Annotated in this window: 17 protein-coding genes and 2 pseudogenes; 6 read left to right on the top strand and 13 right to left on the bottom strand. The window is 73.0% G+C overall.

Annotation, left to right across the window (positions count from 1 at the left end; all coding sequences use genetic code 11):
* Positions 1-95 precede the first annotated feature (95 nt).
* The 3 genes and pseudogenes from ACGF3I_RS24870 to ACGF3I_RS24860 all read right to left on the bottom strand — a co-directional run.
* Positions 96-224: pseudogene (locus ACGF3I_RS24870) on the bottom strand (hypothetical protein); the annotation flags it as partial.
* Positions 202-858: a winged helix-turn-helix domain-containing protein gene (locus ACGF3I_RS24865; RefSeq protein WP_393135670.1), complete on the bottom strand. Its 657-nt coding sequence runs from the start codon at positions 856-858 to the stop codon at positions 202-204. The pseudogene ACGF3I_RS24870 and the gene ACGF3I_RS24865, both read right to left, overlap by 23 nt.
* A 398-nt stretch (positions 859-1256) precedes the next feature.
* Positions 1257-1538, bottom strand: coding sequence for a hypothetical protein (locus ACGF3I_RS24860; RefSeq protein WP_393135544.1), 282 nt, complete (start codon positions 1536-1538; stop codon positions 1257-1259).
* Between the two features lie 60 nt (positions 1539-1598).
* On the opposite strand from ACGF3I_RS24860, the pseudogene ACGF3I_RS24855 reads away from it, so the two are divergent.
* A pseudogene (locus ACGF3I_RS24855) lies at positions 1599-2201 on the top strand (transposase family protein); the annotation flags it as partial.
* A gap of 256 nt (positions 2202-2457) precedes the next feature.
* Here ACGF3I_RS24855 and ACGF3I_RS24850 read toward each other — a convergent pair.
* Positions 2458-2640, bottom strand: coding sequence for a hypothetical protein (locus ACGF3I_RS24850; protein ID WP_393135542.1), 183 nt, complete (start codon positions 2638-2640; stop codon positions 2458-2460).
* Positions 2641-3321: 681 nt separating this feature from the next.
* Here ACGF3I_RS24850 and ACGF3I_RS24845 point away from each other — a divergent pair.
* Positions 3322-4551 (top strand): MFS transporter, encoded by a 1230-nt coding sequence (locus tag ACGF3I_RS24845; RefSeq protein ID WP_393135668.1) that lies wholly within the window; start codon positions 3322-3324, stop codon positions 4549-4551.
* Between the two features lie 614 nt (positions 4552-5165).
* Here ACGF3I_RS24845 and ACGF3I_RS24840 read toward each other — a convergent pair.
* The 8 genes from ACGF3I_RS24840 to ACGF3I_RS24805 all read right to left on the bottom strand — a co-directional run bounded on the left by ACGF3I_RS24840 (position 5166) and on the right by ACGF3I_RS24805 (position 14486).
* Positions 5166-6515: a carboxyl transferase domain-containing protein gene (locus ACGF3I_RS24840; RefSeq protein WP_393135540.1), complete on the bottom strand. Its 1350-nt coding sequence runs from the start codon at positions 6513-6515 to the stop codon at positions 5166-5168.
* The gene (locus ACGF3I_RS24835; protein WP_393135538.1) at positions 6508-8076 is read right to left on the bottom strand and encodes an acyl-CoA synthetase; all 1569 of its coding nucleotides are present in this window, start codon (positions 8074-8076) and stop codon (positions 6508-6510) included. The genes ACGF3I_RS24840 and ACGF3I_RS24835 overlap by 8 nt, the downstream gene beginning before the upstream one ends.
* 320 nt (positions 8077-8396) lie before the next feature.
* Positions 8397-9101 (bottom strand): LysE family transporter, encoded by a 705-nt coding sequence (locus ACGF3I_RS24830; RefSeq protein ID WP_393135536.1) that lies wholly within the window; start codon positions 9099-9101, stop codon positions 8397-8399.
* A gap of 104 nt (positions 9102-9205) precedes the next feature.
* Positions 9206-10783 carry a GAF domain-containing protein gene (locus ACGF3I_RS24825; RefSeq protein WP_393135534.1) on the bottom strand — a complete coding sequence of 526 codons (1578 nt, stop codon included), beginning with the start codon at positions 10781-10783 and terminating at the stop codon, positions 9206-9208.
* Positions 10784-10840: 57 nt separating this feature from the next.
* Complete coding sequence (locus ACGF3I_RS24820) at positions 10841-11878, bottom strand: rod shape-determining protein (protein ID WP_393135532.1); 1038 nt, start codon at positions 11876-11878, stop codon at positions 10841-10843.
* A gap of 233 nt (positions 11879-12111) precedes the next feature.
* Positions 12112-12678, bottom strand: a complete 567-nt coding sequence (locus ACGF3I_RS24815; RefSeq protein ID WP_393135530.1) for a hypothetical protein — start codon at positions 12676-12678, stop codon at positions 12112-12114.
* A gap of 152 nt (positions 12679-12830) precedes the next feature.
* A complete protein-coding gene (locus ACGF3I_RS24810) occupies positions 12831-13511 on the bottom strand; it encodes a hypothetical protein (RefSeq protein WP_393135528.1) in 681 nt (226 codons plus the stop codon).
* A 549-nt stretch (positions 13512-14060) separates the two neighbouring features.
* Entirely contained in the window at positions 14061-14486 is a 426-nt protein-coding gene (locus ACGF3I_RS24805) for a MarR family winged helix-turn-helix transcriptional regulator (protein WP_393135526.1), read from the bottom strand.
* A 205-nt stretch (positions 14487-14691) separates the two neighbouring features.
* Here ACGF3I_RS24805 and ACGF3I_RS24800 point away from each other — a divergent pair, with 205 nt between their 5' ends.
* From ACGF3I_RS24800 to ACGF3I_RS24785, 4 genes are all read left to right on the top strand, one after another.
* Complete coding sequence (locus ACGF3I_RS24800; RefSeq protein ID WP_393135524.1) at positions 14692-15720, top strand: NADP-dependent oxidoreductase; 1029 nt, start codon at positions 14692-14694, stop codon at positions 15718-15720.
* Between the two features lie 224 nt (positions 15721-15944).
* Positions 15945-16370: an organic hydroperoxide resistance protein gene (locus tag ACGF3I_RS24795; protein ID WP_100576701.1), complete on the top strand. Its 426-nt coding sequence runs from the start codon at positions 15945-15947 to the stop codon at positions 16368-16370.
* A gap of 58 nt (positions 16371-16428) precedes the next feature.
* The gene (gene pip, locus ACGF3I_RS24790; RefSeq protein ID WP_393135522.1) at positions 16429-17391 is read left to right on the top strand and encodes a prolyl aminopeptidase; all 963 of its coding nucleotides are present in this window, start codon (positions 16429-16431) and stop codon (positions 17389-17391) included.
* A 233-nt stretch (positions 17392-17624) separates the two neighbouring features.
* Positions 17625-18455 (top strand): EI24 domain-containing protein, encoded by an 831-nt coding sequence (locus ACGF3I_RS24785; RefSeq protein WP_393135520.1) that lies wholly within the window; start codon positions 17625-17627, stop codon positions 18453-18455.
* A gap of 52 nt (positions 18456-18507) precedes the next feature.
* On the opposite strand, the gene ACGF3I_RS24780 is transcribed toward ACGF3I_RS24785, so the two are convergent.
* Positions 18508-19728: a pyroglutamyl peptidase gene (locus ACGF3I_RS24780; RefSeq protein ID WP_393135666.1), complete on the bottom strand. Its 1221-nt coding sequence runs from the start codon at positions 19726-19728 to the stop codon at positions 18508-18510.
* Positions 19729-19745: the final 17 nt, after the last annotated feature.

Raw genomic sequence — 19745 nt, 5'->3', positions numbered from 1 at the left:
TCGGCGACATCGGCGAGGTGGTCGCCGGCGAGGTTGGCGAGTCCACGTTTCTTGAGCGAGGACCACAGCAGTTCCACCGGGTTCAGCTCGGGTGCGTAGGCGGGTAATCGCTCGAGTGTGAGCCATTCCTGCTCGGCCACCCACGCCCGCATCGCCCGGCTCCAGTGGGCCGACAGGCCGTCCCAGACCAGCACCACGTTCTCACCACGGTAGAACACCTTCATCTGCTCCAGGACCTCGATGAGTCCGAGCCTGTCGTAGCTGCCGGGCTTGAGATGTCGAAGGAGCGGAGTCCGACCTCGGGGCGCGTAGGTGCGGCGGACTTGCGGCAGGAGTGAGACGCCTGATTCGTCGAGGAACACGATCCAGGCACGTGTGTTCACGGCCCTTTCTGATCCGTGGCCACTCGTGCGCGACCCAGCGGGCGATCTCCGATGCATCCCGCTCCACCGCCCGCCGCTCAGGGCGCTGAAGACTCCATCCCAGCCGGCCCGTCAGCAGCCGCCACACCGACGCTCGTGACAACACCACCCCTGTCACCCGGGCAACGACCTCTCCGACACGTTCCAGAGTCCACAAGTCGGCCTCGAAACCATGAGCCCGGGCACCTTGCTCCAACGCGGTCCGGACCGCCTCGACCTGGGAGTCGTCCAGCCTGGGCGGGCGCCCGGAAGATGCCCGCCGCCATAATGCGCAAGCACCGTCCTTCTCCCACACCCGACGCCATCGCCGCACGCTCTCGGCGCACACCCCGACCGCCCGCGCGGCCTCCGCATGCGAGACACCCCCTCGAACAACTCCACCGCCCGAACGCGACGCGCTTCCGCCAACTGCGGCCGCAAAGGAGCAAAAGACGATTCGGCAGCCATGGACGAAGGGTGATAAGCATCCCGACAGCGTCCCGCCTACACCGCCCCCACACCCACCGAACTTACGAAAAGATCAGTAGTCGAGGAGGTTGGGCGCAATCGGATCCGCACTTGATCGAGCCGCAGCAGACCGCGCTTGAGCCGCACGAGGCGTACCGGATGTCGAGCTCTGCAACGGTCTTGACAGCCGGTACGGCCACCCAAATCCCCAGTGCCATTACCCGCGCAACTAGCTTCACTGCGACGGAAAGCCGAACGGCTGAGTTCGGTGATTAAGAGTTGTCCCGCAACACTGGGCTCGTCCCCAGCGCCTGCAATGCTGCTGACGCGCACCCCCTTCGCGCTGATGCCTACAAGAAGGTAGGCCGCATGGTGCGTGGGAGGTGCTCAGTCCAGAGCAGCGGTATCTGCCTCAGACACCGTCAACCCCGCCTCCTGGATCCGCTGACGCATGTCTCCTTCGTACAGCCAGGCGCAAGCCTCGATCGCCGGGTGGAGTCCAGCCAGGATCAACGCCGCACGCTTCGGCACGTGGGTTTCTTCCCTCCAAGCCGTTCCACAGCGATCGATCTCCTCCCGCAACCTCAGGAGCGCCTGCTCGTCGTACCCCTCGTTCCTGCGCAGGGGGATCACAAAACGATCCGCCGCCTCCTCCAGACGACTGGCCAAGTCTGTCTCCAGGTGTGCCTCCGTCTCGGGCCGTTCGCAGCGCAGTGGGACGATCTTCTCGTGGCTGGTGTGATCACGGCGGCACAGCCGTCCTGGATAGGACCGTTCACCGGGCTGAGCCCGCGCTGCTTCGGCAAGCTCGTGACCGCCCTGCGTCGCGAGGGAGAAGACATGTCCGCCGAGGCCGGCCGTGGGGCCTGTCCTTGGAGGGCCGCGTCCTGCTGGCGCGGCGTACTGTCGCGCTAACTTGACGCTGCGTCAGCTCGCGCCGCTGTTCGGAATCTCGAAGTCTGCGGCCGACCGCGTCATGAACCGCCTCGTACCGCTGCTCGCCCTGCGGCCGCGCCGACAGTCCGCAATGACGCTGTGCTCATCGGGCGGCACCTTGGTCCCCACGCGTGACCATGCGGTGGCCGAGCACTCGAAAACTACCGGTACTCCACCAACCACCAGGTCGTCATCGACGCCGATACCCGGCTGGTCGTCACCGTCGGCCGGACTCTTCCTGGCAACCGTAACGACTGCAAGGCATGCGAGTTGTCCGGAGCGAAGGCAGCTGTCGGCAACACCACGGTGATCGCTGACGGCGGCTACCGCGGCACTGGCCTGGTGATCCCGCACCGTCGTGAACCAGGCCAGGCCGAACTCCCGGCCTGGAAAGAGGTCCCGCAATGATCAACTGGCATGGCTCGCAGCGAGGGTGCCCACCTTGGGTGGGTTTACGCAGCCCTTGAACACGGCCCTCCGGTTCGTCGGCGGCGCCGGAAATTCGGGTCACCCGTATGGGCCGGCGCCCGGCGTTGCGACCACCGGCTCCGTGGGCGCGCCAGCAGCGAGACAGACCAAGACCCCCGGTATCGGGCACGGGATGTGCCGGTGCCGGGGGTCTTCGCTGTGGGGGGCGGGGGTTACGGAGCCTTCACAGGGCGGACTGGAACGCCGAGGCGCTCGGCACGTTCGCTGCTGCTGTGGTGACGCGGTCCAGGGTGGCTGGAATACGACCGGCGTGCTGGGCGGCCGCGCGGGCGGCGAGGGGAACGCGGCGGGCGGTGCGGGGGGTGGCGGCGGCGTCGCGGGTGGCGGCGGAGATCAGAGTGTTCATGGTGGGCCTTCCGGCGAGATGCGTCGCCGCCCCCGCCTGATGACGGCGGGGGCGGCGAACGGCGCTTACTGATCGGGGGCAGCGTATAGGCGCCCAGGGCCTGCCGCGCGCGCATGAAGCCGTGGCGAAATGGTGGCGCTGACAAGCGGTTGGCGCCCTTGTGCCCGCCACCTGAGGCGATGTGCTCGCTGGGGCCCGTGCGACGCCTGTGAAGGTCCTGGGAATGGCGGGGAAAGCGGGGGCCGGATGGTTGACCCGGGCGGGCTCTGGGGCCGGGTGCTGTGAGGTGGCGGGTGTCCGGGGGGCGCTGGGTGGCAGGGGACTCCGGGTGGCTTGGGATTCCGGGTGCCTGGGGCTTCGGGTGTCTGGGGCTCCGGGTGTCTGGGGGGTGCTGGGTCCTGGGGGTGCTGGGCGGGGTTAGCATCCCGCGTGAGCGAACGAGCCGAGCGGCACACCGAAATACCAGCACCGTCCAGCACCACCGCCGGCCCCGGTGCCCCGGGCGGGGGCGATTCCGGCGCCGACTTCGTGAAGGTCGGCGGGGGCGGCTCGTGCGAGGACGGCTCCGGCCTCGGTGTCCCGCGCGAGGACGAGGCCGGTCTCCGTGACCCGTTCGACGGCGAGCCCGGCTCGCACCCCGGTGCCCCGGGCGGGGGCGATTCCGGCGACGGGGCGCGGCCCGTGCGGCGGCGGATACTTGCCGACCTCACGCCCTTCCGCATATCCGCGGACTACCGGCGGCTCTGGTTCGGCAACATGGTCTCCTGGGTCGGCAGCGGCATGACCGCCCTGGCGATCTCCCTCCAGGTCTACGACCTCACCGGCTCCAGCTTCTACGTCGGGCTGGTCGGCATCTTCACGCTCGTACCGCTCATCGTGTTCGGTCTGTACGGCGGCGCCATCGCGGACACCGTCGACCGACGCAAGCTCGGCCTCTACAGTGCGCTCGGTTCGGCCGTGCTCTCCGCGCTGCTCGCGGCCGGCACCTTCGCCGGGGTCGCCAACGTCTGGTTCCTGTACGCGGTGATCGCGCTCCAGTCCGTGTGCCAGGCGCTGAACGGGCCGGCCCGCTCGGCGATGATCCCCAAGCTGCTCCCGGCCGAGCACCTCCCGGCCGCCAACGCCCTCAACTCCCTGATCATGACGACCGGCACGCTCGTGGGGCCGATGCTGGGCGGGCTCGTCGTCGGCTTCGCCGGGTACAGGACGGCGTACCTCATCGACGCCATCACCTTCGGGGCCTCGCTGTACGCGATGTGGCGGCTGCCCTCGATGCTGCCGGACCGGGTCGGCGCCAAGCGGCCCTCCGTCCTGGAGGGGCTGCGGTTCCTGGCCACCCGGCCCAACCTGCGCATGACCTTCTTCAGCGACTTCTGCGCGATGATCCTGGCCCACCCCCGCGCCCTGTTCCCGGCCATCGCGATCCTCTGGTACGGAGGGGACGCCCGCACCACCGGACTGCTCGTCGCGGCGCCGGCGGTGGGGGCGATGCTCGGCGGGGTGTTCTCCGGGTGGCAGGGACGCGTCCACCGGCACGGGCTCGCGGTGCTGATCTCCGTGGGCGCGTGGGGTGCGGCCATCGCGGGGTTCGGGCTCACGCGGCAGCTGTGGCTCGGGCTCTGCATGCTGGGGGTCGCCGGGTTCGCGGACACGGTGTCCATGGTGTTCCGCAACACGATGATGCAGGTGGCCGCGCCCGATGAGATGCGGGGGCGGTTGCAGGGGGTGTTCATCGTGGTGGTGGCGGGTGGGCCCCGGTTGGGGGACTTCCTTGCGGGGACGGTTGCTGATCTCAGTTCGCCCGGGGTGATGGTGGTGGGGGGTGGGGTTGCCTGTGTTCTGGCGGTTGTGGGGTTGGGGGTTGGGCGGCGGGGGTTTGCGCGTTACGACGCGCGCAATCCGGTGCCCTAGCCGTCGCCCTGCTCGCCGAGCCGGCCCTGGGGCTGCGCCCCGGACCCGCTGAGGGGCTCCGCCCCTCGGGCCCCGGGGGGTTTGCCCACCCGCCCGCCCGTACAGGGGGTCGGATGGGCCCGGCCCCTGGGGCTGCGCCCCAGACCCCCTTGAGGGGCTCCGCCCCTCGGACCCCGGCGGGGGCTGCGCCCCCAGCACCCCTACGCGGGGACTTCGTCCCCTGCACCCCCCTCGGGGGCTGCGCCCCCGGACCCCCCTTCGCGCCTGAACGGCGCTCGTCCTCAAACGCCGGACGGGCTGAGGTATCCCGGTGCGGGCCAGCACCAGTCCTGCCAGGGGCGCGGGGAACTGCGCGAGGAGCGAGCACGGTCCGCAGGCGAGCGAGGGGTTAGGGGCGCGAGGAACTGCGCAAACCCCGGGCCCCCCGGCCCTGCCAGGGGCGCGGGGAACTGCGCAAGAAGCGACCACGGCATGCACGTGACCGGTGACCGGGGGCGGGGGCGGAGCCGCGCGGGAGCCGTGCAAACCCCGGCCACTCCCAGTCCCGCCAGGGGCGCGGGGAACTGCGCGAGAAGCGACCACGGTCCGCGGGCAAGCAGGGGCCGAGGGGGGAGTCAGGCTCCCACCACGCCCCTCGCCACCCCCATCCCCACCAACTCCTGCGGCCGCAACCGCAATTGCGACGCCACCCTCCGCACCTCCGACTCCGACTCCGGGCGTTTCAGGATGGCGGCCGCCAGTTCGGGGGCGATCACCGAGAAGTAGCTGTCCGCCGTCACCCAGGTGCGGTCCTGGGACGTCAGGGCCAGTGCTCCGCCCGAGCCGCCCTCGCCGATCACCAGGGTCGTCACCGGCACCCTCGCCGAGGCCACCGCCGCGAACGCGTCCGCGATGGCCGCGCCCTGGCCCTCCCGTTCCGCCGTCGCGTCGTTCGCCGCGCCGGGGGTGTCGATCAGGGTCAGGACCGGGATGCCCAGGCGGTCGGCCAGGCGGATGAGGCGGGTCGCGGTGCGGTAGCCCGCGGGGCGGGTCGCGGTGCCGGTCTGGGCGGCGTACGCGTAACTGCGTCCCCCGTGCAGGCCGAAGCCGCACAGCATGCCCGGGTCCACACCCCCGCACCGGTCGCCCACCAGCTCCTGCCGGTGCGGGAAGTACGCGTCCAGGTAGGCCTCGGCCCGAGGGCGGGCCTGCGCGCGGGCGCGGGTCACCGCCTCCCAGCCGTCCGCCGGGAGCCCGCTCACACCGAACGGCTCGGGGACGGGGGCCGGTTCGCGGAGCGGGCCGGGGTGCGCGGTGGGGGAAAGAAGCGTCAGCCAGCCCGCCAGGACGCCGCGCAGCTCCTCCGCGCGGACGATCGCGTCGATCTGGCCCACCGCGAGCTGGCCCTCCGCGCGGTAGGCCGCCGGGTCGGCGTCGGCCGGGCGCACCCGCGAGCCCGCGAAGCCGATCTGCACGCCCGGCAGGGCCAGCACCACGTCCGCGCCCGCGCCGAGCGTGGCCCAGCCGCCGCCCGTCGTCGGGTCGCGCAGGACCGCGATCTGCGGCAGCCCCGCCTCCCTCAGGAGCGCCGACTGCCGTGCCACACGCTGGAGTTGGATCAGTGCCTGCATGCCCTCCTGCATACGGCTGCCGCCCGTCGCGATCAGGGAGACCAGCGGGAGCCGCCGCGCCCGGGCGCTCTCGTACGCGCTCTCCAGACGGTCGCCCGTGCGACCGCCCAACGACCCGCCCAGGAAGCCGAATTCGAAGGAGATGAGCACGCACGGGCGGCCTTCGACCGTGGCCGTGCCGCAGACCACCGACTCGTCCTCGCCCGTACGCTCCCGCGCCCTCGACCGTGAAGCGCCGTACCCCTCCCAGGCCAGGGGGCCGTCGGCCGGGAAGTCCCGGTCCGGTACGGGCAGTTCCTCGAAGTCCGGCGTGACGGCCGCGATCGCCGCCCGCGCCGACAGCCGCTCAGGCATGCAGTGCTCGCTTCATGATCTTGCCCATGTCGTTGCGGGGCAGCTCGGGCAGGAAGTGCACCACGCGCGGGCGCTTGTGCGGGGCCAGTTGGGACGCCACGTGGTCCATCAACTCCGCAGTAGGCGGAGGCGATTGGGGGTTCCTCGGGACCACCCATGCCACGATGCGTTCGCCCAGGTCCTCGTCCGGTTCGCCCGTCACCGCCGCCTCGCGGACCTCCGGGTGGTCCAGGAGCGCGTTCTCGATCTCGCCCGCGCCGATCTTGTAGCCGCCGCTCTTGATGAGGTCCGTGGCCTTGCGGCCGACGATGCGGACCTGGCCGTCCGCGTCCACGCCCGCCATGTCGCCGGTACGGAACCAGCCGTCCTCGGTGAAGGCCGCCGCCGTCGCGTCCGGACGGTTCAGGTAACCGCTGAACAGGCTGCCCCCGCGCACCTGGATCTCGCCGATGCCGTCGGCCTCGTCGGCCAGGCGCAGTTCGACACCGGGCAGTGGGGCGCCGACGGTGCCGGGGCGGGCCCCGCCGGACGCGCGCTGGGCGCACAGCATCAGCGTCTCCGTCATGCCGTACCGCTCGATCACCGCCCGTCCGGTCGCGTCCGCGATGCGGCGGTGATCGGGTGCGGGCAGCGCCGCGGAGCCGGACACCAGCAGGCGCGCGCCGGCCAGCGCCTTCGTCAACTCCCGGTCGGATCCCACCACTTCGGCGATCCGGTGGTACATCGTGGGCACCCCGAACAGCATCGTCGCGCCCGTGGACAGCTCGCGCGTCACGCCCTCCACCGAGAACCTGCCGAGGTGGCGCACCGAGCCGCCGCGCCGCAGCGGGCCGAGGACGCCCAGGATCAGGCCGTGGACGTGGAACAGCGGCAGGCCGTGCACCAGGACGTCGTCGGCCGTCCAGGCCCAGGCCTCCTGGAGCGCGTCGAGCGTCGCCGCGATCGCCCGCCTCGGCAGCACCGCGCCCTTCGGCGGGCCCGTCGTCCCGGAGGTGTAGATGATCAGGGCCGCCGTGTCGTCCCCGGGCTCGGGGGGCAGGGCGATGTCTTGTACGGGCCCGCCCTCTACGGCGCTGCTCTGTGCGGTGTCCCTCTGCGCGGCGCTGCTCTGTACGGGGCCGCTCGCTGCGGCGCTGCCCTGTACGGGGCCGGGCTGCGTGGCGCTGCCCCGTACGCTCGCGTCCCGTTGCGTGGCCGCCGCCGCGTCCCCTTCGACCTTCACGTCGATGCGCGTCAAGTCGCCCAGCAGGGAGGGGAGTTGGTCGGCCTCGGCCGCCAGCACCACGGTTGGTTCGCTGTCGCCGATGATGTGGGCCAGCTCGCGCTCCCCGGTCTTCGGGTTCAGCGGCACCACCGGTACGCCCGCCACGAGCGCCGCCACCACGCCGACCACCGTCTGCGGGGTCGGCGTCGCCCACACCGCGACCCGCCCGGCGTCCGCGATCCTGCGGGCCAGCGCGCCCGCGGCGGCCGCGAGGCCGGCATGGGTCAGCGAGTGCTCGCCGAAGCGGATCGCCTCCCGCGGCTCGGCGGCGTACAGGGAGGGGAAGAGAGGGGGCACGTACGGGACTCCTCGTTGTCGACGGCGCGGGGCCCGAACCGTGCCGGGTCCCAGGTCGTCGACCCTACGCGGACCCCGCGCGGCACTGTCCGGGCGCATGATCGACATCCTGCCGCACGGGGCCCCGCGTTCTGCTGGAGTCGGGGGAGAGGGGAGGGTGAGGGTCGTCACGGGTGCGGGTGCGGGTGCGGGTGCGGGTGCGGGTGGGGGCGTGGGTGCGGGGGTGGGTGTGGTGCGGGCGTGGGACTCGGGGTGCTGTTACGGGGGTGCCGGGCCCGGCCGGGGCGCGGGATTCGGGCTGCCGTTACGTGATCCGCGCTTCACGGCAGGGGGAGTGCGACCTTCACCGCGTACAGCGCGACCAGGCCGTACCCGGCGCGGAACGTCCAGGCGCGGGCGGCCGGGGAGATGCGGGCGCCCGCGAAGCCGCTCGCGGCCACCAGGAACTGCTGCCAGAGGAACGAGGCCGCGAACACTCCCGCCACGAACACCGCGCCCGCCGCGCCGCCCGCGAGCGAGGCGCCCCGCGCGGTGGTCAGGGCGGCGAAGTACAGGGCGGTGGTCGGGTTGATGAGGGTGAGGGCCGCGAAGCGCCCGAAGGTACGCGCCGGCCCCGCGGCCCCGCCCACCTTTCCGGCACGGCCCACCGTCCCCCGCACCTTCGCGACCCCGCCCCCCGCCCCCGGCGCCATCCCCGCCGAGCCCCCAGCACCCCCCACCCCTTCGTCCCCCGGGTGCCGTGACGCCCGCAGTCCGCGTACCGCGATGGCCGTGAGTACCAGGGCCGAGGCCAGGCGCACCCAGGCCTCCACGCCGGACAGGGTGTGTGCGACCAGGGGGCCCAGGGCCGTGGCGAGGGCCGCGTACGCGAGGTCGACCGTGGCGACGGCCGCCGCCGCGGCCATCGCGCCACGCCGTTCGCGCATGCCCTCCTGGACGAGCAGCACACCGACCGCGCCCACCGGCACGGCCACCCCGAGGCCCGCCGCCGCACCCGCCACCGCCGTCGTCCAGAGCTCGCTCATGGCAGTCACTGTGGGACGCGGGGGGTTCCGTACGCAGCTGGTTTTCCGCGGCCGGGCGGCGGCGCTCATCGGTGGAGCGGGACCGGTCGGCGGGGCGGCGCCGGTCAGTGGAGCGGGGCCTGCCAGGTCAGGGTCGTGCCGCGGATGCCGTCCTCGCGCATGCCGTTGTCGACCACGGTCAGGCGCGCCCCGGGCCGCCCGTCGGGCAGCTCGGCGCCCGCGTCCACGACGACCCGGACCGAGGAGACTCCGGCCCTGCGGTGCGCCGCGGCCAGGGCGCCGCGCAGCGCGGCGACCAGCTGGGTGTCCACCGGCTCGCCGATCAGCGTGTCGACGGCGCCCTCGAAGCGCACCGAGGGGCGGAAGCCCAGCAGCGCGCCCGCGCCGGCCGTCTCGCGCAGGACGCGGCCGCGCAGGGTCGTGGGGGCGTCGGCCGGCGGTTGCTGGAGGGCGAAGATCGCGGTGCGGACCTCCTGGATCGTGGAGTCCAGCTCGTCGACGGCCCGGGTCAGCATCTCGTCGGTGTCGTCGGCCGCGCTCTTCTCGGCCCGGCGCCGGGTGGACTCCAGCATCATCTCGGTCGCGAACAGCCGCTGGACGACCAGGTCGTGCAGGTCGCGGGCGATGCGGTCACGGTCCTCGTACACGGCGAGCTGCTCGCGGTTGTGCTGCGCGTCGGCGAGGACGAGGGCGAGGGCGGCCTGGGAGGCGAACTGCGAGGCGAGCAGCCGGTCGACGTCCGTGTACGGGCGCGCGCCGCGCCGGCGGGGCAGCGCGAGCGTGCCGATCAGCTTGCCGCCGCTCTGCAGGGGCAGCATCATGCTCGGCCCGAAGCGGCTGCGTACGTGGGTGGTCATCCGGGGGTCGGTCGCCGAGTCCTCCAGGAACACCGGCTCCCCGCCGAGGAGTTGGACCAGGACGGGGGAGCCGGGCGCGATCGTCGTGCCCACGATGTCGTCGGGGTCGTCCGGGGCGGAGGCCGCGACGATCTCCATGCCGCCGGCCGCGGTCGGCTGGAGCACCACCCCGGCCGCCGCGTCCGCGAGCAGCCGGGCCCGCTCGGCGACCGTCGTCAGCGCGTCGGCCGCCGTCTCGCCGGTGAGCAGCGAGGTGGTGACGGCGGCGGCGCCCTCGATCCAGCTCTCCCGCAGCCGCACCGTCTCGTACAGGCGGGCGTTGCCGATGGCGATGCCCGCCTGCGCGGCGAGCACCCGAAGCAGCGCGAGGTCGTCCTCGGTGAAGGGACCGCCGCGCTTCTCGGTGAGGTAGAGATTGCCGAAGACCTGGGTGTGCACGCGGATCGGTACGCCGAGGAACGAGTGCATCGGGGGGTGGCCGGGGGGCAGGCCGGCCGAGCGGGGGTCGCTCCGCCGGTCGTCGATGCGCAGCGGACGCGGATCGTGGATGAGGGCGCCGAGCAGCCCGGTGCTGCCGTCGGGCAGCGCGCCGATCCGCTCGCGTTCGGCCTCCGTGAGCCCGGCCGTGAACAGGTCGGTGAGCCGGCCGCGCTCGGGGTCGACGACCCCGAGCGCCCCGTACCGGGCGTCGGTCAGCTCGGCCGCCGACTCCACGATGTGCTGGAGGGTGGTGCGCAGTTCGAGGTCGGTTCCGACACCGAGCACCGCCTCCAGAAGCATCGGCAGCCGGGGCGCCGTGCTGTCCGGACTCTCCGCTTCACTCATCCTTCGAGGATCCCCCACCGCGACGGCCCGCCCCCGCAGGGGCGGTTGTCGTGCCGCTCACTCGGCCAGCGGGTCGAGGACCATCGGCTGGATCCGGCCCTCCAGCATCGAGCCGAGGCCCTGGATCGCGCAGACGTCGGGCCGTTCCGCGATGTGCACCGGCATGCCCGTGGAATCGCGCAGCATCTGGTCGAGACCGGGCAGCAGGGCGCTCCCGCCGACCATCATGATGCCGCGCTCGGCGAGGTCGGCGACGAGGTCGGGCGGGCACGTGCGGAGGACCTTGCCGATGCCGTCGAGGACCGCGGTGAGCGGGGTGTGGATGGCGTTGCGCACGGCGGCCGTGTCGACCAGGACCGAGCGGGCCAGACCGGTCGCCACGTCGCGTCCGTGGATCTCGGTGGACGCCGGGCCCTGCGGGGTGAGGCCGTTGCCGCGCAGCGCGAGCTGGAGCGGACGCACCGACTGGCTCGGCAGCATCAGTTCGTGCTGGTGGCGCAGGTGCTGGATGACCGCGTGGTCGATGGCCTCGCCGCCGACCGGGATGCGTACGGCCGTCACGATGGCGCCGAGCGAGAGCACCGCGATCTGGGTCGTGGCCGCCCCGCACACCATGATCATGGTCGCGGTGGGCTGCTCCACGGGCAGGCCGCAGCCGACGGCGGCCGCGATCAGCGTGTCCACCAGCTCGACGCGGCGGGCGCCGAGGCCGACGAGGGTCTCCATCGCGGCGCGCTGGGCCAGCGGGTCGCTGTCGTGCGGGGTGCAGGCGGCGGCGCGCAGCCGGGGCTTGCGGCGCAGCTGACGGCGCAGCTTGTCGCCGAGCAGGTGACGCAGCATCCGCTGGGCCATCTCGATGTCGACCACGGTGCCGCCGGAGACCGGCCGCGCCACCCGGATGTAGTCGGGCGTACGACCCGTCATCTGCTCGGCGAAGGCGCCGACGGCGATCAGGGCGCCGGTACGGGTGTTGACGGCGGCCACGCTCGGCTCGTCCACGACGAGTCCGGCTCCCTTGACGTAGACCCGGGTTCTCGCGGCCCCGAGGTCGACTGCTACATGGCAACGGCGCAACTGCTCAAGACTGACGGTCACGGCAGATCCTCCCGAGAGCGGTACTTGTTTCGCATCTTGCGACCGCTCGCGGACCGCCGCGCGCTGGGATGCGCCGGTCGGGGTGGGCTCGGCTGACGACCAGCCAGAAAGAGGACGGTGCCTGCTTCGACGGGCTGCGATCGTGACGGGTGCGGGTGCGGGTGCGGGTGCGGGTGCGGGTGCGGGTGCGGGTGCGGGTGCGGCCTCGGCAGCCGTTCCGGCGCGTCCGCGCGCTACGGCAGCAGGCGCTGGAGCAGGCCCCAGGTGAACTCCGCGACGCGCGTGTCCCCGCCGGGCAAGGTGATCGACAGCTGCCAGCGCGTCGGCGCGGAGCCCTCCATCGGGCGGGCCGGGGGGAAGGCGCGTGCCGCCTCGTCCACCGTGCACGACCAGGGCCGCAGGTCCGCCTCCCCGAGCAGCTCGGGGCCCGGTGTGCCGGGGGCCCTGATCAGCCATTCGTTCCACACCGCGCCACCGGGCCCGGCCAGCACCTCGAAGCGCAGGTCGGGCCAGAGCGGCACCGGCCACAGGTGGGCCTCGCAGTCCAGGTCGCCGATCCGGCGCGGGGCCACGGCCTCGGGCGGCCCGAGCACCGACCGGTACCGCGACAGCGCGCCGCGCGAGCGGGCCGAGCGGACCATCGTCTGCCAGCGCCGGTTGGCCTCGCGCATGTCCGCCACCGAGGCGCCCAGCTCCAGCCGGGCCTCCTCGACGAGGCCCGGCTGGTGGTCGGCCATCCGCCGCAGCAGCACGAGTTGGAAGTCCTGCGGACCGAAGGGCCGCGTCACGGTTCCCGTCATGACGTCCATCCTGCCCGGCCCCACTGACAACGCCCCGGTCCGTGGCGATTCGTCACGCGGCCACCCGCCGGGTACGGCTCTTCCGCACAAGATCCACACATCTCCGGTCCCTTTTGTTGCCCGGCCGCCGCATAGCCTCCCTGGGCCATGGACTACTGCCACACCTGCCGACGGCACCTCAACGGCGCACTGGCCTGCGCCGGTTGCGGAACACCCGTCGAGGCGCTGGCGCCCGCGCCGGAGGACGAGCTCCTCGTGTACGCGGGGCCGCCGTCCGCCCGGGGCGCCGAGGTCCTCGCTTCGTCCGGCCACCGGCGTGCCCGCAAGGGGCGGCGGGCGCGGCGGAAGCGGGGCAAGGTGGTCCTGTTCGGCTCGGCCGGGCTCGTTCTGATCACCGGGGCGGTGGGGTTCGTGCAGCTGGCGATGGAGCCGGCCGGGAACGACCGGGCGTCCGCGGTGCGCGAGGACCAGATCTCCGATCCCCAGCCGCTGCCGTCGGGCAGTTCGGCGGGGGTGCCGGCGCGGCCGACCGTCGAGCCGGTGTCCTCGCGGGGGCGGGGTTCTGGTTCGGGCGTGGGTGCCGGGTCGGGTGGTACGGATGTGCCGCGGCACGCCAGTCCCTCGGCCTCGGCCAAGGTGGCGCCCTCGGCCGTCGCCGACGCCCGGCCCTCCTCGGCGGGGTCGGCCTCCGCGTCGCCCGGGGTCTCCGATTCGCCCCGGCCGGGCGAGCCCGGGCCCTCCGCGTCGGCCTCGCCTCCGGCGCCGCCGCCTCCGCCGCCCTCGCCGTCTCCGTCGCCGAGTGCGACGTGCCATCGGTTCTTGTGGTGGTACACGTGAGGGGGGTGGGGGGTTGGCCGGGTGGGGGTTCGGCTGCCCGTCGTGCGTGGCTGGTCGCGCAGTTCCCCGCGCCCCTTTAGGGGGTTTGCGCTGGGCGGGGCTGGTGGCGTGCCGGTTCGGGTGCGGGTCCGATGTGGCTGGTCGCGCAGTTCCCCGCGCCCCTTGGGGTGCCTGGGGTGAGTCGGGGCGCTTTGTGCGGCGGGGCTGCGGGGAGGGCGGTCGTGTGGCTGTCCACCGTGCGTGGCTGGTCGCGCAGTTCCCCGCGCCCCTCGGGGAGTCTGGGGTGAGCCGGGGCGCTTTGTGCGGCGGGGCTGCGGGGCGGGCGGTCGTGTGGCTGCCCGTCGTGCGTGGCTGGTCGCGCAGTTCCCCGCGCCCCTTTAGGGGGTTTGCGCTGGGCGGGGCTGGTGGTGGGCCGGTTCGGGTGCGGGGCCGATGTGGCTGGTCGCGCAGTTCCCCGCGCCCCTCAGGGTGCCTGGGGTGAGCCAGGTTGCGTCCTCCGGGGTGGCTGGGGCGGGGCGCGGTGAGGCCGGGGTGGCTGGGGGCGCTCAGGTGCCCAGCATGCGTTTCAGTAGGTTGCGCAGCACCGTTCGCTCCTCCGGCGACAGCTCTGCCAGGGGTTCTCTCGCGAAGTTCAGGGACTCGCGCAGATCCGTCGCCGTGGTCAGGCCCTCTGACGTAGGGGCGGCCAGTTTGACGCGGCGGTCGGCCGGGTCGGGGCGGCGCTCCACCAGGCCCCGCGCCTCCAAGCGGTCCACGATGCCGGTGATGTTGGACGGCTCGCACTTCAGCTTCTGGGCGATCCGCCGCATCGGCATCGGCTCCAGGGAGAGCAGCCCGAGCACCCGGGCCTGCGCGCCGGTGAGCGCGTGTGCGGCGGCGGCCCGCTCGTACTCCTCGTAATAGCGGCCGACGACCGTGCCGATCAGCTCGACCACTTCGAGGCTCACGGGGTCCATGCGGGGGGAGGGCATGCCCTCAGCCTACCCAGTTACTTGACAATCTCAAATATCCGGGCGCATTGTTCTTTCAGTACCTGAAGCATTCGGGACCGCCCGGGTGACATGACCCGCGCCGCGTCCGGACACCCGTACTGGTGTACCGGCGTACCGGTGACGCATCCGATGCCGTACGTACCCCGATGTATCGACCAGCATTGTTCGCAGGAGGACGCACCCCATGGCCACCTCGTCCGCACTTCCCGCCACCAGCCGTGAATGGCACCTCGTCGCCCGCCCGAACGGCTGGCCCGTACCGGGCGACTTCGCGCTGCGGGAGGCTCCCGTCGCCGAGCCGGCGCCCGGGCACATCCTGGTCAAGAACCTGTTCATGTCGGTCGACCCCTACATGCGCGGCCGCATGAACGACGTCAAGTCCTACGTCCCGCCGTTCCAGCTGGACCAGCCCATGCAGGGCGGCGCGGTCGGCGAGGTCGTCGCCTCCGGCGACGAGCGGTTCGCCGTGGGCGACCAGGTGCTCCACCCCTTCGGCTGGCGCGAGTACGCCGACCTGGACGCCCAGCACGGTGTGAAGGTGGACGGCGAGCTCGCCCCGCTCTCCGCCTACCTCGGCGTGCTCGGCATGCCGGGCCTCACCGCGTACGCGGGACTGCTGGAGGTCGCCTCGTTCAAGGAGGGCGACGCCGTGTTCGTGTCCGGCGCGGCCGGCGCGGTGGGCAGCCAGGTGGGCCAGATCGCACGGCTCAAGGGTGCCTCGCGGGTCATCGGCTCGGCCGGTTCCGACGAGAAGGTCAAGTGGCTCGTGGAGGAGCTCGGCTTCGACGCCGCGTTCAACTACAAGAAGGGCCCGGTCCTGGAGCAGCTGCGTGCCGCCGCTCCCGACGGCATCGACGTGTACTTCGACAACGTCGGCGGCGAGCACCTGGAGGCCGCGATCTCGACGCTCAACGTGCACGGCCGCGCCACCCTGTGCGGGGCCATCGCGGGCTACAACGACACCGAGCCCACCCCTGGCCCGCGCAACATGATGATGATCATCGGCAAGCGGCTCCAGCTCAAGGGCGTCCTGGTCGGCGACCACTACGGCATGCAGGAGCAGTTCGTGGGCGAGGTCGCGGGCTGGCTCGCCTCGGGTGAGCTCAAGTACAACGAGACCGTCGTCGAGGGCATCGAGAACGGTGTCGACGCCTTCCTCGGCATGCTGCGCGGCGAGAATACCGGAAAGATGGTCGTCTCGTTCGGCAAGTAGTCCGAACTCCGCCGGGCCGATGGCCCGGCGCCCGCCGGTCGAGCGGTCTACCAGCCCGCGCCCCCGAGCGACCGGGGTGTGCGCGCCGGCCTCCCGGGTACGCGGTCGGGCGACGTGACCCGTCGCACACTCCGTCTCTCGCTTTCCGCCATCCGATAAGGTTTTTCCACATCCCGGCGGCTGTCAGGCGCGAGCGGCCGCGTACCCAGGAGGAGCACCCCAGCATGTCCATTCAGAAGTCCGAGGTCCTCTACACCGCCGTCGCCACCGCCGAGAACGGCCGCGACGGCCGCGTCTCCACCGACGACGGTCAGCTGGACGTCGTCGTCAACCCGCCGAAGGAAATGGGCGGCAACGGGGCGGGCACCAACCCCGAGCAGCTCTTCGCCGCCGGTTACAGCGCCTGCTTCCAGGGCGCCCTCGGCGTCGTGGCGCGCAACGAGAAGGCCGACATCTCCGGTTCGACGGTCACCGCGCACGTCGGCATCGGCAAGAACGACGACGGCTTCGGGATCTACGTCGAGATCACCGCGACCATCCCGAACGTGGACCGCGCGACCGCCCAGGACCTCATCGAGAAGGCCCACCAGGTCTGCCCGTACTCGAAGGCGACCCGCGGCAACATCACGGTGAACCTCGCCGTCGCGTAACCCGCACCGACCGGAGGACCGCGTCCCGACGGGCGCGGTCCTCCGGCATGCTGACCCCATGACCTTTCCCGAGACGGCCCCGTACGACCACGGCATGCTCGACACCGGTGACGGCAACCTCGTCCACTGGGAAGTCTGCGGAAACCCCGACGGCAGGCCCGCCGTCGTGGTGCACGGCGGACCCGGCTCCGGCGCGGGGCCCTTCTGGCGCCGGTACTTCGACCCGGCGCGCTATCGCGTCGTCCTCTTCGACCAGCGGGGCTGCGGCCGCTCCACGCCGTCCGCCGGTGACCCGGCCACCTCGCTCGCCACCAACACCACCGGCCATCTGATCGGGGACATGGAGCGGCTGCGCGAGCGCCTCTCCATCGACAAGTGGCTCGTCTTCGGCGGCTCCTGGGGCTCCACGCTCGGTCTGGCGTACGCGCAGGAGCATCCGGAGCGGGTCAGCGCGCTCGTCCTCTTCTCGGTGGTGACGACGAGCCGCGCCGAGGTGGACTGGATCACCGAGGGCGTCCGGGTCCACTTCCCCGGGGCGTGGGCCGACTTCCGCGACGCCGCCTGCCCGCGCGAGGGCGAGCGGCTGGTCGACGCGTACGCCCGGCTGCTCGCCGACCCCGACCCGGCCGTGCGTGAGGAGGCCGCCCGCACCTGGTGCCGCTGGGAGGACACCCACGTACGGGCGGCCGGCACCCCGCTGGTCGACGACTTCGGGAAATCGCGCTACGCCGACCCCGCGTTCCGGATGACCATGGCGCGGCTGGTCACGCACTACTGGCGCCACGCCGCCTGGCTCACGGAGGGCCGACTGCTCGACGGGATGGGGGCGTTGGCGGGGATACCCGGGGCTCTCATCACCGGAGGGCAGGACCTCAGCTCACCGCCAGGACCGGCGCGCGACCTCGCCGCGCGCTGGCCGGGCGGTGACCTGCTCGTCCTGGAGGACGCCGGGCACGGCCTCGGCTTTCCCGCCATGGCCCGGGCGGCCCAGGCGGCGCTCGACGACTTCGCCCGCCGCTGAGGCGACGAGCACCCCGTTGACGCGGTGCGCGGGCGGCCCCGGGAGCGCCGGACGGGCCTTGCCTATCGTTGGATGGGCTTCGCCTACCGCCGGATGGGCCTCGTGCGCCGCCGAACCGGCCTCGCGGGCCGCCGAACCGGCCTCGCGGGCCGCCGAACCGGCCTCGCGGGCCGCCGAACCTGCCTCGCGGGCCACCGGATGGGCCTCGTGGGCCGCCGGATAGGGTCGGTGCCATGCGTGATCTAGGGGCGGGCTTCGGATATCTGGTCAAGGGACAGCGCTGGGCGGCCGGGCACGGCAGGTCGCTCGGCGTCGGACTGCTGCCCGGCCTCATCACCCTCGTCCTGTACGCGGGTGCGCTGGTCGGACTCGCCTACGGCGCCGACGACTTGGTGGGCTGGGCGACTCCGTTCGCCGATGGCTGGTCCTCGCCCTGGCTCGGTCTGTTCCGCGGCTTTTTGACCGCGCTGGTCTTCGTGCTCGGCCTGTTCCTCGCCGTGATCTCCTTCACGGCCGTCACGCTGCTCGTCGGCCAGCCCTTCTACGAGAAGCTGTCCGCCGACGTGGACCGGGCCGAGAGTGGCGGGGAGGCCCCCGAGTCGGGCCTCTCGCTCGCCCGCGAGCTGTGGATCTCCGCGCGCGACTCGCTGCGCATCCTGGTGCGGGTCGCCTGCTACGGCGTCCTGCTGTTCGGTCTCGGCTTCATCCCGGTGATCGGGCAGAGCGTGATCCCGGCGATCGGCTTCTGCGTCACCGGCTTCTTCCTCACCGAGGAGCTGACCGCGGTCGCCCTCCAGCGCCGCGGCATGGAGCTGCGGCCCCGCCTCACCCTGCTCCGCTCGCGCCGGCTGCTGGTGCTCGGCTTCGGCGTCCCCCTCGCGCTCGCGTTCGTCGTTCCGCTGGTCGCCGTGTTCCTGATGCCCGGCGCGGTGGCGGGCGCGACCCTGATGGTGCGCGACCTGCTGGGCGAGACGGAAGCCCGCCCGGACGACGAGGAGCAGCCGGACGCGCCGGGTCGCGCGGCCGGGCAGGGGGGCGACGGCGGGGCCACCGTCGTCCAGTGAGGCGGACCCGGCGCCCCCGCCGTCAACGCCCGCACCGTACGGGCGAGTTGGGCTACCGAACCGCGACCCCGACGATCGCCCGCAGCTGGGCCACGATGTCCAGGCGGTTGCGCACGAAGCCGGGGTCGGTCACCGTGCCGGTGTCCGGATCGGTGTTGCCGGGGCCGAACTCCAGGACCGGGGTGTGCACATGGCCACCGGGGATGGTCAGGCCCAGGCGGTCGCGGAGCAGGGTGGCGCGGTAGGCGATCTCGTTGGAGAGGTAGTCGCCGCCGCCCCCGGCCCGCGCGGCCGAGCCCGGGGTCGGGCCGTCGGAGCGGTCCACCGGGGTGGTGGCGCCGGCCGGGACCTCCGTCACGTCGGTGTGGTCGTACACCGGGAAGCGGCCGGTGTGCGCGGCCACGATGTCCTGGTGGGGGAGCGTGGTGCGGGTCCACTGGGGCTGGGACGCCGGATCGACCACGGGGACCGTTCCGGTGCTGGACGCGTTGACGTTGTCCCAGAAGCCGCCCCGCCAGGCCCCGTTGAAGCGCTCGACGTCGACGCGGCCGACGCGGCCCTGGCTCACCGTGGTGAACGCGTCCACCCGGGGCAGTACGGGCGTGAGGGCCCGCTCGACCACGCCGTCCGCGAAGTCCTGCCAGCGCACCGGGAACGTCATCGTCTCGATCCGGGCGCGCTGCCCGTCCGCGGTGCGGATCCAGGTGCCGTCCAGGGCCAGCGCGGTGGCGCCCGACGGGTTGCTGATGCGGATGTCGCGGTCCAGGGTGAACGGATCGAAGCCGGTGACCAGGACCTTCTTGTAGCCACCGCCCGCCGGGTATCCGACGTCGCTCTGGCCGCGCGAGGTCTGTTCCAGGCGGTCGAGGAGCGCCGCCCGCTGTGCGTCGGACAGCGCGAACCCGGCGTTCCAGGACCGCAGTTCACGGGTCATGCCGAGCCGCGCCCAGTACAGCGGACGGTCGTCGTCGCGGCTCAGGTCGCCGCCGGCCGGGCCCCGGCCCTGCGCCCGGTCCACCGCCCGCCGCCACAGCCGCGTCCCCTCCCGCTCCACGAGCCGCGCGGCCGCGTCGTAGGAGCGGGTGGCGGTGACCTGCCGGGCGAACCGCGGTGCCACGTCGGCGAATCCGCTGCGCGCCAGGATCTCCTTGGGGACCGCCCCGTCCAGGCGCAACTCCTCGACCGTGGCCCCCGTGGCTCCCGCGTGGCCGTCCGCGGCGGGCCCGGCCGCGGCCTGGGCCGCGGCCGGGCCGAGCAGTGCGCAGAACGTCATCGCCGCCAGCGCACAGC

It is taken from the genome of Streptomyces sp. NPDC048111 (assembly GCF_043202815.1).
Classification (GTDB): Bacteria; Actinomycetota; Actinomycetes; order Streptomycetales; family Streptomycetaceae; genus Streptomyces.
This window is presented reverse-complemented; position numbering and strand designations above follow the sequence as displayed.

Coding starts and splice junctions, on each gene's coding strand:
- ACGF3I_RS24785 (WP_393135520.1), top strand. CDS start 17,625: ATGCGTGATCTAGGGGCGGGCTTCGGATATCTGGTCAAGGGACAGCGC.
- ACGF3I_RS24840 (WP_393135540.1), bottom strand. CDS start 6,515: ATGCCTGAGCGGCTGTCGGCGCGGGCGGCGATCGCGGCCGTCACGCCG.
- ACGF3I_RS24850 (WP_393135542.1), bottom strand. CDS start 2,640: ATGAACACTCTGATCTCCGCCGCCACCCGCGACGCCGCCGCCACCCCC.
- ACGF3I_RS24795 (WP_100576701.1), top strand. CDS start 15,945: ATGTCCATTCAGAAGTCCGAGGTCCTCTACACCGCCGTCGCCACCGCC.
- ACGF3I_RS24780 (WP_393135666.1), bottom strand. CDS start 19,728: ATGACGTTCTGCGCACTGCTCGGCCCGGCCGCGGCCCAGGCCGCGGCC.
- ACGF3I_RS24825 (WP_393135534.1), bottom strand. CDS start 10,783: ATGAGTGAAGCGGAGAGTCCGGACAGCACGGCGCCCCGGCTGCCGATG.
- ACGF3I_RS24800 (WP_393135524.1), top strand. CDS start 14,692: ATGGCCACCTCGTCCGCACTTCCCGCCACCAGCCGTGAATGGCACCTC.
- pip (WP_393135522.1), top strand. CDS start 16,429: ATGACCTTTCCCGAGACGGCCCCGTACGACCACGGCATGCTCGACACC.
- ACGF3I_RS24805 (WP_393135526.1), bottom strand. CDS start 14,486: ATGCCCTCCCCCCGCATGGACCCCGTGAGCCTCGAAGTGGTCGAGCTG.
- ACGF3I_RS24830 (WP_393135536.1), bottom strand. CDS start 9,101: ATGAGCGAGCTCTGGACGACGGCGGTGGCGGGTGCGGCGGCGGGCCTC.
- ACGF3I_RS24815 (WP_393135530.1), bottom strand. CDS start 12,678: ATGACGGGAACCGTGACGCGGCCCTTCGGTCCGCAGGACTTCCAACTC.